At 38.0% G+C, this 13,921-nt stretch carries 11 protein-coding genes; 9 read left to right on the forward strand and 2 right to left on the reverse strand.

All coding sequences use genetic code 11. The annotated features are described in order from the left end of the window. Positions 1-77: 77 nt before the first annotated feature. On the forward strand, positions 78-269 hold the full coding sequence (locus tag QMD71_05045) for a hypothetical protein (protein MDI6840197.1): 192 nt from the start codon (positions 78-80) through the stop codon (positions 267-269). Beyond that, positions 262-5,772: a C25 family cysteine peptidase gene (locus QMD71_05050; protein MDI6840198.1), complete on the forward strand. Its 5,511-nt coding sequence runs from the start codon at positions 262-264 to the stop codon at positions 5,770-5,772. The genes QMD71_05045 and QMD71_05050 overlap by 8 nt, the downstream gene beginning before the upstream one ends. 32 nt (positions 5,773-5,804) lie before the next feature. Here the strand turns inward: QMD71_05050 and hypE are convergent, their stop codons facing one another. Both hypE and hypD read right to left on the reverse strand, forming a co-directional pair. Then, entirely contained in the window at positions 5,805-6,782 is a 978-nt protein-coding gene (gene hypE / locus QMD71_05055; protein MDI6840199.1) for a hydrogenase expression/formation protein HypE, read from the reverse strand. 3 nt (positions 6,783-6,785) lie between these two features. Further along, positions 6,786-7,889 (reverse strand): hydrogenase formation protein HypD, encoded by a 1,104-nt coding sequence (hypD, locus tag QMD71_05060; GenBank protein MDI6840200.1) that lies wholly within the window; start codon positions 7,887-7,889, stop codon positions 6,786-6,788. 356 nt (positions 7,890-8,245) lie between these two features. On the opposite strand from hypD, the gene tgt reads away from it, so the two are divergent. The 7 genes from tgt (at position 8,246) to QMD71_05095 (ending at position 13,800) form a co-directional block, all read left to right on the forward strand. After that, complete coding sequence (tgt, locus tag QMD71_05065) at positions 8,246-9,328, forward strand: tRNA guanosine(34) transglycosylase Tgt (protein ID MDI6840201.1); 1,083 nt, start codon at positions 8,246-8,248, stop codon at positions 9,326-9,328. Between the two features lie 13 nt (positions 9,329-9,341). Continuing rightward, positions 9,342-9,971 (forward strand): SatD family protein, encoded by a 630-nt coding sequence (locus tag QMD71_05070; protein ID MDI6840202.1) that lies wholly within the window; start codon positions 9,342-9,344, stop codon positions 9,969-9,971. Positions 9,972-10,059: 88 nt separating this feature from the next. Then, the gene (locus QMD71_05075; protein ID MDI6840203.1) at positions 10,060-10,221 is read left to right on the forward strand and encodes a hypothetical protein; all 162 of its coding nucleotides are present in this window, start codon (positions 10,060-10,062) and stop codon (positions 10,219-10,221) included. Between the two features lie 21 nt (positions 10,222-10,242). Continuing rightward, on the forward strand, positions 10,243-10,428 hold the full coding sequence (locus QMD71_05080; protein MDI6840204.1) for a hypothetical protein: 186 nt from the start codon (positions 10,243-10,245) through the stop codon (positions 10,426-10,428). 1 nt (position 10,429) lies between these two features. Continuing rightward, positions 10,430-12,508 (forward strand): excinuclease ABC subunit UvrB, encoded by a 2,079-nt coding sequence (gene uvrB, locus QMD71_05085; protein MDI6840205.1) that lies wholly within the window; start codon positions 10,430-10,432, stop codon positions 12,506-12,508. After that, positions 12,411-13,256 carry a carboxylating nicotinate-nucleotide diphosphorylase gene (nadC, locus tag QMD71_05090; GenBank protein MDI6840206.1) on the forward strand — a complete coding sequence of 282 codons (846 nt, stop codon included), beginning with the start codon at positions 12,411-12,413 and terminating at the stop codon, positions 13,254-13,256. Before uvrB ends, nadC begins: the two co-directional genes overlap by 98 nt. Position 13,257: 1 nt before the next feature. Next, positions 13,258-13,800 (forward strand): YfcE family phosphodiesterase, encoded by a 543-nt coding sequence (locus QMD71_05095; GenBank protein ID MDI6840207.1) that lies wholly within the window; start codon positions 13,258-13,260, stop codon positions 13,798-13,800. Positions 13,801-13,921: the final 121 nt, after the last annotated feature.

Here is a 13,921-nt window from a genome sequence, read left to right on the forward strand (position 1 = left end):
TTTTCAATAGGTTATAGTTCTTGAGAATTGAATTGTACATAATTTGACACGGAATTTGCTATACTATAAATAGCGACATGGAAAAAATTGATGAATTTCCTTATTGGATTAAAAATTATATTGTAGTAAAAGATTTGCTTTTTAAAGGATACAAGCCAAATGAAATTAGAGAGTTGACTGGTTTAAATGAAGAGAACATCAAAAAATACGAGTTTATCGTTAAATCCAATTATTTGATAGTTGATTTTGATAATAAAGAAGGTGTATGATGGATTTAGGTTTATAGGTATGGATGAAGTAATAAATAGAAGGAGAGAAGAGAAAGAGAGAATAAAGTTTCTTTTCCGCTCTTTCAAAGGGAGGTATGCAATGAGGAAATGTGCGAGTATAAAGGTTGGGATGATGGCTATGGCTCTTATTTTAGCCATCCCTGCGTTTGGAGGAGAAATTATTCAGGAGCTCAGATTTAGTCCAGCAGATTTGGAGTTTAGCAAACTAAAAGAATATGATGTAGTTAAACTTGGTCTAAATAGTGCTACATCCAGACTCGGAGAGCCTGCATTGCCACTGATAAATTTACATGTGCTTATTCCACCTGGTGCATCCGTTGAGAAAGTGGAGATAATTGATAAAGAGAAGGTATCTATTCCTGGAAATTATAATATCATACCTGCCCAACATCCTGTAAAGCTCTCTATAAATGATGAGCTCCCACCCTGGGTAGAGCCAGTTCCAGGAATATATAGTTCAATGCAGGAGTATCCAGGGGAAGTACTTCAGTATATCCATACTGGAACGATGAGCGGCTATAGGATTGCAGGAATGCTTGTCTATCCATTACAATACATTCCGCAACAAAAGAAATTATTTCTTTACACCAAGATTAAAGTGAGAGTTACCTATAAGGAAGGAGCATGCCCAGTGACTGCCAAGTCTGGACGTCAGAATAAAGTGTTTGGTGATATAGTAAAAGGATTAGTTGCAAATCCTACAGATATGGCAAGATTTATGCCACCAAGTAGTAAGGCTGTGACAGATACTCAGTATGTGATTATTACTGATACAATCAAGGTCGGCTCTTATTTTAAAACACTTGTGAATTGGAAGCGAGCGAGAGGAATATCTGCAACTCTTGTAAATGTTGACCGGATTTACGCACAGTTTCCAGGGGGCTCTTATAAAGAGAGGATTCGCAATTTTATTAAGTATGCAAATTCTGAATGGGGTACAAGCTGGGTTCTGTTAGGTGGTGGCGAAAATGTCCTGCCAAGGGTATATGGATGGTTCCCAGATACCTATCCCGATGGCACGCCAGTCTTTCAAGATTGGGAGATGCCACCTACAGATCTATACTTTGCAGACCTTGATGGTAATTGGGATGCAAATGGAAACGGTCAGTATGGAGAGATGTACTATGATGATGCTCATAATTTCCAAAACATAGATAGTCTTGATTTATATCCTGATATTTTTCTGGGTAGGGCATCTGTCAATAATGCAAAAGATTGTACTACATTTGTGAACAAAGTATTAACTTACGAAGACCCAACCAAGCGACCCACAGATTATCAAAAGAAGATGCTTTTAATTGGCGAATACTTATTTGGAATCAAATGGGGTGGTATGATAGGCGACTCAATAGCATCAGTTACTCCATTAGATTATACAATAACTAAATTGTACGAAGAGATGGGGACTTTGAATAGGCAGACAGTTTTTAATTCACTCAATTCTGGATATCATCTCCTGTTTTGGGCTGCTCATGGTAATAATGATGTAATTGGGGCGGGACAGCACCCAAACAGAGAACTCTTTTACTCTGAGGATGCTGATGCCTTAACAAATGGGGATAGATACCCTGTTTGTGTTGCAATTTCGTGCTTTATTGGGTCGTATGATTGGGGAGAGTGCATAGTGGAACATTTTATGAATAATAGAAATGGAGGGAGTGTAGCCTGGGTAGCAAATACGAGGTACGGCTATGGCAACATAACCAAAAAAATTGGTTATTCTGGTTTATTATGTATAAACTTTTTTGACGCCTTGTTTAATCACAACGGGTATTCAACTGGCATAGCCCTTAATAGAGCAAGGCCTCTCTCAGTACCAATGGCATTTGTAAATCCGATTTCTCGATATTCCCTGTACAGCCTTAATATCTTTGGTGACCCGGAATCACCTATATTTTTTGATGCCACTCCGCCGCCACAGGATGATACTCCTCCTATAATATCTAATCTACAAGTAATTCCTGAAGACCACCAAGCCACTATTACTTGGACTACGGATGAATTAGCCAGTTCATGGGTAGAATATGGACTTACTCCAAATTATGGGGATAACTATATACAGTGGGAATATGTAACAGAGCACCAAATAATACTCTCTGATTTGGGAGCCGCAACAACTTACTATTATCGGATAAAGTCTGCCGATTTAAATGGTAATTATAATGTGTTAGAAGGCTCCTTTGTTACATTGGAAGATATCACTCCACCTACGTTCTCTTCAGTTTTTGCATTTGATGTCATATCTCCTTTAGCATCAATTTATTGGGAGACAAATGAGCCGAGTAATTCACAAGTGATATATGGCACCACTCCTACTTGTGAAAATAATACACCAGTCGATGAAGAGCTCGTTAAAAGACATTTTATTACCATTGAGGGATTAGTCCCCTTTCAACTCTATTATTACTGTGTAATCTCAACTGATGAATATGGCAACTGTGATACATCAAACACTTATACTTTCACCACCTACTCTCAGGCGCACGCACTTAACACGCTCTGGACTGAGGAGATGATTCTTAATTACCTGGGTTCGGCAGTGAGGGGCGCTTGTTTAGCTAATACATATGGTGATGAAAAAATGGAAATAATTGTAGCTCATTGGTATACAACTTCATCGTGTGGTGGCCCAGGGGTATATAGCTGTGATGGGGATTTGCTCTCAGGTTTTCATTCCTATTCAGGATATGCGTTTCCTATTGTTGCAGATATTGATAATGATGACTTGTTTGAGATTATTCATGTAATACGTCAATTTGGGGTAACATCCAAATTTGTTGTAGAGGTATTAAATATGGATGGTATCAAAGTATGGGCTACTTCTCTTCCATGCATCCCGAATTCTCCCTATAGAGTTGTCTCATCGCCTGCCTTGGTTGATGTAAATGATGATGGAAACTTGGATGTTTTGATAGGAGGGTCAGATGGGCAACTATGGGCGTTAAATTCAATTAATGGAAACACAATATGGACATTTGAGATGGGGGGCGAGATAGTTGTTTCTCCAGTTGTCTCAGATATTGATAGAGATGGAGAGTTGGATATCATCGTAGGTAACGGAACCAGCTGGGGTGGTTTGACGACACTGTGTGTTTTAAATAAGAATGGAGCTAAGAAATGGGAATATAGTTTTCAGGGTATTCCTTATAGCAATGGTATAGTTGCAACTCCAGGGGTTGCAGATATAACTGGTGACCAGCGGTTAGAGATAATACAACCTATTGATGGGTGGGGTATTGTTGTCTTCGATTGTGAAGGAAACATAATCAGGCAGAACCTATTTACAAGTTTGGCTTATTCTTCACCTGCAATAGGTGATATTGACCGTGATGGCTCATTGGACATAATAGTTGGACTTGGCTCAATGCTCTATGCCTTTACAGATAATGGAGAAACAGAGCTTACAGAAAAATGGGCTATAGGGACACATCCTGACTGGGACGTAACTTCCTCCCCTGCATTGGCGGATTTTAATAATGATGGATATTTAGAGATAGTGTTTGGAGCAAGCACGTCATCACGGTTTTGGGAAAGCTCACTTTCTCCGGAGGGGAAGATTTATATACTCGACCATAATGGAACGATATTGGCCTGTAAGGAGACTATAGGTGGAATGGTTGAAGGTTCAAACCCAACAATTGCAGACATAAATAGAGATGGCAAACTTGAGATAGTAGTGGGAACAGTGATTTCCAGAGCCTTTACTGATGCACTGGAGGTCTTCCAAATACCAGATTTTAACTGTGCTACTATTAGTCAAGTTGAGTGGCCTATGTTCCATCACGATATATGGCATACAGGACGATATGGGTTTAACCCATATAATCGGCCACCAAATGAGCCAGTTTGTGTATATCCACGAGATAAGAGTAGTCGTGTTTGGCTCATCCCAATAATTAAATGGAGCTGTGAAGATCCGGATGGTGACTTACTCACCTATAAGCTTTATTTAGATACATTCAACCCACCTACTACTTTAAAATACACTGGCTCTGATACATTCTATACTCCTGAGACCCCTCTGAATTATAGCACCACCTATTACTGGCAGGTAATTGCTACAGACAGGAGTGGTGCATCTACTGAAAGTCCTGTTTGGTCATTTACTACATGGACAGGTAAGGAAGAATGCCATGAGTTTTATACAACAGTATGCGACTCTTATGATGTAACTATATGCTCTAACTCCTATATAGAGGCTAAAACTCAGGATACACTTGATTTCGATCGTCGAAGTAGGAAACTAAGTTTTAAGGTTATTGGGCTTGAACAATCTGGTTACTGTGCAGTTACTATTCCATGGGGTCTGCTACACGATACTCTAAAAATAAGTGGTAAGCATACATTTATGGTTACAGTTGATGGAGTTCCTATAGCAGAAGATGCTCTGGAAATAGAACAAAAAGCAGACACCTTTATAAACCAACAGGGAGATACCTTTACTTGTGGTGGGTTCTCACAGTTATCTTTCAGGTACGACCACTCTGGGTGGCGTACAATTGAGATTTTAGCTCCAATCCAAATATGTGATATTGGGGGTGGAGGGGGTCAATACGAGGGCGAAGACGGAAAGATTAATATACTTGACCTAGTCAAGGTAACTAGTGTATATGCACTTACACCTGATGCTCCAAATTGGAATCCAAAAACTGATTTTAACAAGAATAAAAAAATAGATATATTGGATGTGGTTCTACTCTGCACAGGGTATGGTATGGGGGGTAAGAAAGCTAACTTATTGTCTATTTTAAAGAAGACACTTCAAAGAAACGAGGTTGTGACAGTTAGTGTAGTTCCTACAATGTCTGCTATATTACCTGGTGATACATTTAATATAGATATAGACATCTCCAATGTTAATAGGCTCAAAGGGTACGATTTCAAGTTAAAGTATAATCCGAATGTCTTAAAGGCGATTAAGATTATTCCTGGGTTGTTCCTTGGTGATGATACTTATACTATTAAGAATGAACTCTATGATGAGGGTTGGGTATGGTTTGCTATAGCATCTTTAGGACAGAATCCTGGTGCAAGTGGTGATGGGACACTGGCAACAATTACATTTGTAGTCAAGGGAACTGGTGAGTCTATCTTAGACCTATATGAGGTTGAACTTGCAGACTACAATGCTAATCTAATTCCACACGAGACAATTGATGGTGAGTTTAATAATTCACCAATAGCAATTGAAGACGCTGCTTCAATAAACAGTGTTCCTCAGATGTTAGCTCTTAAGGAGCCGTATCCAAATCCATTCTCTTCTAATACTGTGATAAGGTATGGAATCCCGAAAACTGGGATGGTATCACTTAAGGTTTACAATATAGCTGGTGAGATAGTTGCAACACTTGTCAACGAGGAGAAGTTGCCCGGCTATTACTCTGTCAACTTGAGTAGTAAAGAATTAGCAGATGGCATTTATTTCTTAAAGCTTAGGACTCAGGAAAAAGTTATTACCAAAAAAACGATAGTGCTACAATAGTTAAGTTGTAATTCCTATATGTGTAATGGAGTTTAGCATATTCTTGGGAGTAATTCACCACGCGGGAGCTCTATAAGCCTTTTGCCACCTATTTTTGTGTGTAAAATTACATCACCAGGATAGTCTCTTACCACCTTTCCAATAACTGCTGCATCCTTTGCTTTTGAGTCTTTTTTAACTTTATCTAAGACTTTGTCACTTTCATCAAATATTACAAACTTACCCTCATTTGCAATATATAGAGGGTCTAATCCAAGTAACTCACACGTAGCCCTCACCTCTGATCTTATAGGGATGCTTTCTTCATCAATCTCTATCCCCAAATTGGCTGCTATTGCTACCTCTTTCAATATCCCACCTAAACCGCCACGCGTCGGGTCCCTAATGCAATGGATGCCAGGACTCTTAAATAGGATATTAGCAACTGATAATAGGTTAGATGCATCACTTAAAATTGGAACATCCAACTCCATCCCTTCTCGCTCAGATAATAGTGCTATACCATGGTCTCCAATAGTTCCAGTTATCATCACAATGTCTCCTACACATATATTCTTAGGTGAGAGTGGATGCTCAATTTTACCAATTCCAGAAGTATTTATATAAATTCCATCCCCTTTACCATGTTCTACAACTTTAATATCACCGCATACTATTTCTACATGAGACTGGCTTGCCTCTTTTGCTGAGGAGTCAATTATTCTTTCAAGGTCAGCTAATTTAAATCCTTCCTCAATGATAAGTGCAATGCTGATATATAAAGGGATAGCACCTACACATAATAGGTCATTTACAGTGCCTGCTACTGCTAACTTACCAATATTTCCACCTTTAAAGAATATTGGCTTTACCACATAAGAGTCAGTAGTGAATGCAATTTTCCCAGTTAACCTTGCACTGTCCTCAAGTAGCTTCAGGGTGGAATTTTTGAAGTATTTAAGAATTAAATCGTTAAGTAACTCTGATTGCAACTTACCACCACTCCCATGAGCTAATAAAACAGAATCCATAAGCTATTTGATTTTTGAATTTCCTTTTTTACCGTATTTATAGTATGCAGCACAGGTGCCCTCAGATGATACCATACACGGACCAAGTGGTTCCTCTGGAGTACATAAGGTGCCAAAATTTGTGCACTCGGGTGGAGTGATGACACCACGAAGTATGTCACCACATAGACAGCCGGGCTGCGGTTTTACAGGCTCAATCTGCCTCAGGTGGATGTTAAACTTTTGCTCGGCATCAAACTCAATAAACTCATCCCTAACGGCTAATCCGCTCCCTGGTATGACTCCAAGACCACGCCAGTTTGAATCCACAACCTTAAATACATTATCAATAACCTCTTTTGCTAGAGTGTTACCATAGAACCTCACTGCGCGTTTATATGCATTTTCAACATCAGCTCTATCAGTATTTATCTGTCTGATAAGCGCATAAATTCCCTCCAAGATATCAAGTGGCTCAAATCCTGTTATTACACATGGAACCTTATATCTGTTGGCAATCTCTTGATAAGGAGCAGAGCCTATAATAGTTGATACATGTCCTGGGCATATAAAACCGTGAATATTTAGGTTACCTTGACATAAAGTCTCCATTGCAGGTGGTATAAGTTTATGGCCACACAGGATAAAGAAATTATCAATTTGCTTCTCCTTTGCCTGGATCAGTGTATAAGCAGTAGCTGGCGTAGTAGTCTCAAATCCAATTGCAAAAAATACAACCTCTTTATCCGGATTCTGCATAGCAATCTGTAATGCATCCTGTGCAGAATAAATAATTCTTACATCGCTACCTTTTGCTCTTTCTTTTTCTAAAGAAGAACGAGAACCCGGTACCCTAAACATATCGCCATAAGTAGCAATGACTGCACTTGAAGCGAGTTCAATAACTTTATCAATCATTTCTTGTGGTATAACACACACAGGACAACCGGGGCCAGCGACTACATTGATGTTATTTGATAATATATCTCTAATCCCAAATCTAAACAATGCCATAGTATGAGTCCCACATACCTCCATTAAAGTACATTTCTTGGTTGCAATTTTATTTATTTGATTAATTATACCAGTTGCTACTTCCTTATTTGCAAATTCGTCTATAAATTTCATAGGATAAATTTGTAAACCTAAAGTCCACGCTACACTATGCTTTATATTATTTTAGTAATATCATCTTTTTTACTAATTTCAAGTCTGATGAAGTTAGTTCGCAAAAGTAAACCCCTTTTGAGCAATTTTTAGGATTCCACACTATAGTTTTTATCTCTTCGTCCATTATTTTCTAAATCGGATGAATCTTAGTTTACTAACTGTAATAATAAAATAGCAAAAAGTCAATCAAAAATTGGTGTTTGTATCTTTTTACAGAAAATTTTTTGTGCAAAAATGTCATTGCGAGCGTGAGCAAAGCAATCTCATAACAAAAAAATTGATTTTTAAGTAATTTTAATGTAAATTTATTAAATATGAAGACTTTTGAAATTGTGCATGAAGCCAGTAACTCAAATGGCAGGCTAGGTAAATTATACACCCAACACGGAATAGTAGAAACACCAGTGTTTATGCCAGTCGGTACTCAAGGCACTGTTAAGACACAGATGTTTCGTGATATACTTGATAATGGAGTTCAAATGATATGTATGAATGCATACCATCTCTACTTACGCCCTGGAATTGAGACTATTAAAAAGGCAGGTGGAATTCATAAGTTTACTGGATTTACTCATCCTATACTTATAGATTCTGGTGGCTTCCAAGTGTTCTCTTTAGCTGACTTAAAAGAAGTAGATAATAACGGTGTAACTTTTATGTCACACCTTGATGGCTCACATCATAAATTTACACCTGAACTTGTAGCTGAAATCCAGAACTCATTGGCACCTGATATCAAGATGACATTTGATGAATGTTTACCATGGCCAGCTACACAAGACCAAGCAGAGCGTGCAGTTAAGCATACAATTGAATGGGCAAAACGATGCAAGGCTGCAAATAATGGTGGAATTTTATTTGGAATAATCCAGGGTAGCACTTATCCTGATTTAAGAAAAAAGTCATGTAAAGAGGTATTAGAACTTGATTTTCCTGGTATTGCAATAGGTGGAGTCTCATGTGGTGAACCAGTCGCTATCTCTCACGAAGTGGTAAAAACTGTAATAGATGAGTTACCAAAGGATAAGCCACGCTACCTTATGGGGGTGGGAACACCTGAAGATATAGTTGAGTATGTAAAACTTGGAATTGATATGTTTGACTGTGTCCTGCCAACAAGGGATGGTAGGACTGGTACTGCGTTTACAGCACAAGGTAAAATTGTGATTAAAAATGCAGCCTATAAAGAAGATTTTACTCCATTAGATCCAGATTGTGACTGTCACACTTGTACTCATTACACACGTGCTTATATAAGGCACTTGTTTCAGGCAGGTGAAATACTTGGGCCGGTCCTCGTTACTCTTCACAACATCCATTTTTATATAGAATTAATGCGTAAGATAAGAGAAGCTATTAAAAATAATCAAAGCCTTGACAACTTTAGTATTAAGTAATATAATGAGACCTATGGAATATGCAGTAATTACAGATGATATTGTTAGGTCAAGTAAGCTATCTAATAGAGCAGCTGTGCAGAGTGAGATAAAAAGTATCTTGCACAAAATAAATAAAAGGTTTGCTAATGATATAATAGTTGAATTCTCATTTTCTGGCGGCGATGAGTTTCAAGGGCTTGTTAAATTAGATAGTAAAGTATTTACTATTATAAAAGAATTTCAAAAACAGCTTTATCCAGTTAAAACCTATTTTGGCGTAGGTTTTGGTAAAGTAACTACTGATATAGCCAAGACTACGGTGGAGATGGATGGCAACTGTTTTCATCTTTCTCGCGATGCACTTGAGCAAGCAAAGAAGAGTTCGCAGGAAATAGTGTTCTTTACAGGTAATAAAGAAAGTGATGTAGTGCTCAACACTGTATTTTTGCTTATTAGTGCAATTAAATCATCTTGGAAAGATATCCATTATCGCAGAATTTGGGAGTATGAAGAATTAGGGACATTAGAAAGAGTAGCTAAAAAAGAGGAACGAAGTGCACGGGAAATCTCCAAAACCTTACAAGATGCAAAGTATAACGCTATAAAAAGGGCAGAAGAATTTGTCCATAATTATCTTTCAAATTCAACCCTATTGGGTTGAAAAAAAGAAAATCAACCTTGTTAGGTTGAAAAATGAACTCTGTTAGGTTCAAAAATAAATTTAAACCCTATGTGGTTCAAGGGCAATTATGGAAAGTAATAGTGTATTGAGGATAACTTACTTAATAATTGGTTATATTTTTGTTATATTTACGGGTAGTCCAATTGTTTCAGTAGTTTGTAGGAAGTTTAGACCCAATGATATGGACCAAATAGGAAAAGGGGCTGGCAGGTATATTGGATATTTTTAGCGGTTTCTTATTTTGAGTTTTGTGCTCCTGAACCAGTACGCTGCAATAGGTTTGGTATTGACTGCTAAATCAATAGCAAGGTTTGATGCTTTAAAAGATAGGAATGTTGCCGAATATTACCTTATAGGAACTTTATGTAGCATCTCTATTACTGTTTTCGTTGGTATGATATTAAAATTTGTGCTACAGCTTACATTACAGATTTAAAATGGAGTTTAATCTTGTATCTAATTATAAACCAAAAGGTGACCAGCCTAAAGCTATTAAACAGCTTGTTGATGGTATAAAGCGAGGTGATAAGTTTCAGACTCTACTTGGAGTTACCGGGTCTGGCAAAACCTTCACAATTGCTAATGTTATTCAAGCAGTGCAGAAGCCTACACTTGTTATATCACATAACAAGACACTCGCTGCTCAACTTTATGGTGAATTTAAGGGCTTCTTTCCAGAAAATGCAGTAGAGTATTTTATATCTTATTACGATTATTATCAACCAGAAGCATATCTACCACCAACTGACACATATATTGAAAAGGATGCCTCTATTAATGATGAAATAGACAGGCTACGGCTTAAGGCAACTTCGTCAATTTTGGAGCGTCGCGATGTCGTTATAGTTTCATCAGTCTCCTGTATTTACGGGATTGGGACACCTGAGTCATACAAGGAATTTGTTGCCAGCATAAGAGTAGGTGAATCTATAGCGAGGGATGAGTTCATTCAAAGATTAGTTGACATTCATTATACTCGGAATGATGTAGAGTTTGCACGTGGCACATTTAGGGTTAGGGGTGATGTAGTTGAAGTGCATCCAGCTTATGAGGAGTATGGAGTAAGGGTAGAATTTGATGGTGATGATGTAGCAAAGATTTCTGAAATTAATCCATTGACTCAAGAAGTAAATAGGAAGTGCGACTGGATTCATATTTATCCTGCAAAGCATTTTGTAGTCACAGCGCCAACTATTGAGCAGGCAATCTTGGGTATAGAAGATGAGCTCGCTGAGCGGGTTAAATATTTTAAATCAGTCGGCAAATTACTTGAAGCACAGCGGATTGAGACCCGTACAAGGTATGATATAGAGTTAATGCGTGAAGTTGGCTATTGTCCGGGGATTGAAAACTACTCAAGGTGGCTATCCGGGCGTAAGCCGGGTGAACGGCCAGCTTGTCTGATTGATTATTTTCCAAAAGATTATTTACTTATAATAGATGAATCACATGTCACTATTCCACAGTTAAATGGAATGTATAACGGAGACAGGTCAAGGAAGGAAGTCCTTGTAGAATATGGGTTTAGGCTACCATCAGCATTAGATAATCGGCCACTTAAATTTGACGAGTTCTTATCACTTACAAATCAGGTAATATTTACATCTGCAACCCCTGCAGAGTTTGAGCGTCGTAATTCAGCACAGGTAGTTGAACAAATAATAAGACCTACTGGACTTGTAGACCCTAAGATAACTGTTAAGCCGACCAGAGGTCAAATTGACGACCTTATAGATGAGGTTAAGAAGCGAGCAGAAAGACATGAGCGAGTCCTTGTCACCACTCTAACAAAGCGTATGGCAGAAGACCTTGCTGATTATCTTGCAAGGGCTGATATAAGAGTTAGATGGCTACACTCAGAGATTGATGCAATTGAAAGGGTAAACATATTGCGTGGTCTTAGACTTGAGGACTTTGATTGTCTTGTAGGTATTAATTTGTTACGAGAGGGGCTTGATTTACCTGAGGTCTCACTTGTAGCTATACTTGATGCGGACAGGGAAGGCTTTTTACGGTCTTTTACATCACTTATACAGGTTGCGGGCAGGACTGCAAGGAATGTCAACGGCGAAGTTATAATGTATGCTGATAATGTCACACTTTCAATGCAAGAAGCTATAAAAGAAACTGAACGTAGAAGGAATTTACAAATTGAGTATAATAAAGAACATGGAATAACACCTGCCACTATTTATAAGACACGAGAAGAGATTTTAAGCACAACAGCTGTCGCTGATGCAAGAGGAGAAATTAAAGAGATAAAAGAAGAGGAGGAAGAGTATCTGTCAGGAATTGAGCGGCTTGAGCAGATAAAAGAACTTGAACGCCAAATGAAGAAGTTAGCTACTGACTTAAGATTTGAGGAAGCCGCTAAAGTGAGGGATAAACTTAGGAGGCTTAAGGAGGTGAGACCTCCAGATGAAGTTAAAGAGATACCATCTCGAGCAAATAGTGAGATTAGCACTCAAAGAAGACATCGGAAAAGGAGACATCACTACAGAACTCGTTATACCTGAAGCAGCCACTGGTAATGCACTTATAATATCAAAAGAACCTGGAGTGCTTGCTGGAGGTAGTGTTGCTAATGCAGTCTTTAAAACCATAAGCCCTGAATCTAAATTTGTTCAAAGAGTAAAAGATGGTGAGACTTTTAAGAAAGGGGCTACACTTTTTGAGATTCATGGTCCAATACACGCAATTCTAAAATGTGAACGCACTGCATTAAACTTTTTGCAAAGACTGTCAGGTATAGCTACTTTAACTTATAAATTTGTTAATAAAGTCAAGGGGACGAAAGTAAAAATACTTGATACAAGAAAGACAACTCCGGGATTAAGGGAACTTGAGAAGTACGCTGTGAGATGTGGTGGTGGCTATAACCACAGGTTTGGGTTATGGGATATGATTTTAATCAAGGATAACCACATACGGGCAGCGGGCGGGATAAAAGAAGCAATATCAAAAATCAAAAATCAAATATCAAAAATCAAAGTTGAAATTGAAGTGAAAAATTTATCTGAGTTTAAAGAAGCTATTACTTATCCAGTAGATATGATAATGCTTGATAATATGCCAATAAAGGAAATGAGGGAAGCAGTAAAATTAGCTAAAAAGAGAAAGTCGAAAATAGAACTGGAGGCATCGGGTGGGATTAACTTAAATAATGTAAGAGAGATTGCCAAAACTGGTGTAGATTATATTTCAGTAGGTAAAATAACTCGTTCAGCACCATCTATTGATATGAGCTTAGAAATTGTTAAGTGAAATGAAAGTGGGGGTGATAAGTGATTCACATGGTAATGTAGAAAATGTAGAGAATGCTATTGACTGGCTTAAGAAAAATAAGATAGAAAAAATAATTCACCTTGGTGATGACTACGAGGATGTAGATGTAGTTGCCCATCTCCACGGGACTCCGAGAGTTGAAATAATAAGGATACCAGGTGTATTCAGTGACCATTACAAGAATCCGGATATACCGAATAGGTTAATATTTGAATTTGATGGCTGGAGCACTCTTATAACCCATACACGTGAATCACATAAGAATGACTTGCCAACTGACTTAAAGCCAGAAGAGGTGATAAAAACAGGCGAGGCAAAAGTGGTGCTATACGGGCATACTCATATTCCAAAAATTGATAAAGAGAGTGGTATAATTTACATAAATCCTGGTCACCTGCAGAAAGAAGATAAAAAGGGGTATGCACCAAGCTTTGGCTTACTTGAGTTTAAGAAGGACCTGTTAACTGTAAAAATTATTGACCTTGAAACAAAGCTACCTGTTTTTTCAAAAGTCTTCTTGTAATCTACATTTTACTGTTACTGTTAAGGCAGAATGTCCTCATATTCTATATTATACTCTATATCTCTTGCCTTTGCAAGTTTTTTCTCCCCATTTACTGAAAACTCCTGAATAAAACTATCCT

The organism is bacterium, from assembly GCA_030018315.1.
In the GTDB taxonomy this organism is placed as follows: Bacteria; Hydrothermota; UBA3073; order JACQXS01; family JAGMCI01; genus JASEGA01.

Excerpts from the sequence above, each read along its gene's own strand:
- uvrB (MDI6840205.1), top strand. The coding sequence starts at position 10,430 with ATGGAGTTTAATCTTGTATCTAATTATAAACCAAAAGGTGACCAGCCT.
- hypE (MDI6840199.1), bottom strand. The coding sequence starts at position 6,782 with ATGGATTCTGTTTTATTAGCTCATGGGAGTGGTGGTAAGTTGCAATCA.
- QMD71_05070 (MDI6840202.1), top strand. The coding sequence starts at position 9,342 with ATGGAATATGCAGTAATTACAGATGATATTGTTAGGTCAAGTAAGCTA.
- QMD71_05045 (MDI6840197.1), top strand. The coding sequence starts at position 78 with ATGGAAAAAATTGATGAATTTCCTTATTGGATTAAAAATTATATTGTA.
- nadC (MDI6840206.1), top strand. The coding sequence starts at position 12,411 with ATGAAGTTAAAGAGATACCATCTCGAGCAAATAGTGAGATTAGCACTC.
- tgt (MDI6840201.1), top strand. The coding sequence starts at position 8,246 with ATGAAGACTTTTGAAATTGTGCATGAAGCCAGTAACTCAAATGGCAGG.
- hypD (MDI6840200.1), bottom strand. The coding sequence starts at position 7,889 with ATGAAATTTATAGACGAATTTGCAAATAAGGAAGTAGCAACTGGTATA.
- QMD71_05095 (MDI6840207.1), top strand. The coding sequence starts at position 13,258 with ATGAAAGTGGGGGTGATAAGTGATTCACATGGTAATGTAGAAAATGTA.
- QMD71_05075 (MDI6840203.1), top strand. The coding sequence starts at position 10,060 with ATGGAAAGTAATAGTGTATTGAGGATAACTTACTTAATAATTGGTTAT.